Origin of the sequence: Phormidium sp. CCY1219, assembly GCF_035615515.1 — a bacterium.
Lineage (GTDB): Bacteria > Cyanobacteriota > Cyanobacteriia > Cyanobacteriales > Laspinemataceae > CCY1219.
This window is the reverse complement of the sequence record NZ_JAJENT010000822.1, coordinates 1-1,918: the sequence shown is the minus strand read 5'-3', so window position 1 is coordinate 1,918 and position 1,918 is coordinate 1. Positions and strand designations below refer to the sequence as shown.

The 1,918-nt window shown below is 51.9% G+C and carries 2 protein-coding genes; both read right to left on the bottom strand.

Annotated elements, in window-relative coordinates; translation table 11 throughout:
• Positions 1-164: 164 nt before the first annotated feature.
• A complete protein-coding gene (locus tag LKK83_RS25735) occupies positions 165-428 on the bottom strand; it encodes a BolA family protein (protein ID WP_324634312.1) in 264 nt (87 codons plus the stop codon).
• 130 nt (positions 429-558) lie between these two features.
• A complete protein-coding gene (locus tag LKK83_RS25730) occupies positions 559-1,293 on the bottom strand; it encodes a hypothetical protein (RefSeq protein WP_324634311.1) in 735 nt (244 codons plus the stop codon).
• Positions 1,294-1,918 lie beyond the last annotated feature (625 nt).

The window sequence follows — 1,918 nt, the reverse complement described above, 5'->3', positions numbered from 1 at the left end:
CGTAGGGCTTAGGCTGGTCAGCTACCTAAAGTCAGGGGCTAGAAGCCCCGTCTCTTTAGAGCGGGGTGCTGACAGCTGTGCTTAGAGGTTCTAGGTGGTCGGTTGTTGTTTAGAATGGACTGGCGATCGAAAACCAGGCTCAGTCAAATAGTGTATCGTTTTCTTTACGAAACTGCACCAGAGGTTGCGGCCCATGCCTCTGGGGTGTAGGTTTTCATGGTTAGGGCATGAATTGCTTCGCTCGACATTGCGTCTTGTAAAGCACCATAGACTAACTGGTGCTGTCGCACCCGGGGTATCCCTTCAAAGTCAGGAGACACCACTGTTAGTTGATAGTGGTCGCGGGTGCCGGTCAAGTCTTCAACCTGCACTTGGGCGTCAGACAATTTGGCCTCAATCATGGCCTTCACCTGCTCCGGGGTAACCATTCCTAACTCCTATCTGTACGACATATGGCTTACTTTACTCTAACGTTAGATGGGCGATCGCGGCCCATTCCCCGAAAATGAACCGTAGGGCACCCAGTTGGAGCGCCCTAACATCGGGGTCTCGAGATTTTTATCCCCCGGAAGAGTTCGAGGATGCGGGGGCGGCGGGATAGGGGGACTCGACAAATCCCAGTTCCCATAATTGCTGATAGGCTTTTTTGCCCAAATCCCGGGTGGGTTGCTGAGAGCGAATAATCTGAATCAATAACGGCACTGCCAATTCGGGACGATTTTGCGCCCGATGGACGATCGCCAGTTCGTAGGTGGCCAAATCCCGCATTTCCGCACTTTCTACTGCCGATTGTCGCTGACTTTCGGCTATCCGGTTGTCAATGCCGGTAAAGCTATCGTATAGCTGTTGATGAAAATTAGAAAGCTGATTGAAAATCTCGCGCGATTGTTGCAGTTTGCTCACGGCTTGTTCGTAATTTTCGCTCTGAGCGGCTGCTCTGGCTTCTTCAATCAACCGTTGGCCCCCTTCCATGCTCAGAAGGCTGTTCTGTGTTTCTAACGGACGAGTAACCTCTGAATTCTCCGAGTTCTCGGCGGGAATCGCGGGATTGACCGCTTCGGTTTGTTCCGGGGGGGAGACGCTCTCCTGGGGTACCGATTCGGTTGGGGCATTGGTGGGTAGGTTGAGGGTTTCGCCTGGTTGGTTTGGCGAGTCCATGCGATCGAATCCGTCGGGTTGCGGGGAATCTTGCCCGCGCACCGGAGAAATAGGCAGCAAGGTTAACCCTGCTATCAGAGGTACGGAGAAGAAACCCGCTAAATTCAGCGGGGAAACGTTCTGAGATAATCCCATAAAGTACCTTTGCGTGTGGGGAGAAAACGGAGTGAATGAAAACTTCGGGTATCTTAACATTGTCATGTCCCCCAAGGATTGATAAAATTAGGCGCTTCACGGATAAAATCGCGATCGCGCTGTGTCAATTCTTTTCCCTGCCTTCATTGTCGCCGAGAACCCGTTCAAAAAAAGCACCCGCTCCCTTAGGGCTGAAGGACTGGAAAATATATAGTCTATCGCATCATCGGCCATCCCTGGGGACAACCCGAAACACCCACCGTTTTCATACTCAATCTGACTTCTTCTGATAATTCCGGGGTTCCCCAGACAAATTTTCCTCCAAATTTTCCCCTTCCTAAAAATATTGTTCTCCTGGAGTAGCGCACGAGGGGTGACGGGTTCTCCTCTGCTGCATCGAGTCCCGATGGGGCGATATCCTCCTCGGTGAAGCGCAATTTAAAGCTGTGGCTATGCAATCAAAGCATTGCGCATAAGTCCTGCCTGCCGCCACGGTCTAATTCTAGCAGATGCCTCCAGTTTTGTCAAGGGGGGAGACAACTTTTTAACGGCGGGGAAGCTATTTTTGAGCGGGGCACGATGCAATCAAAGCATTGCGCATAAGTCCTGCCTGCCGCCACGGTCT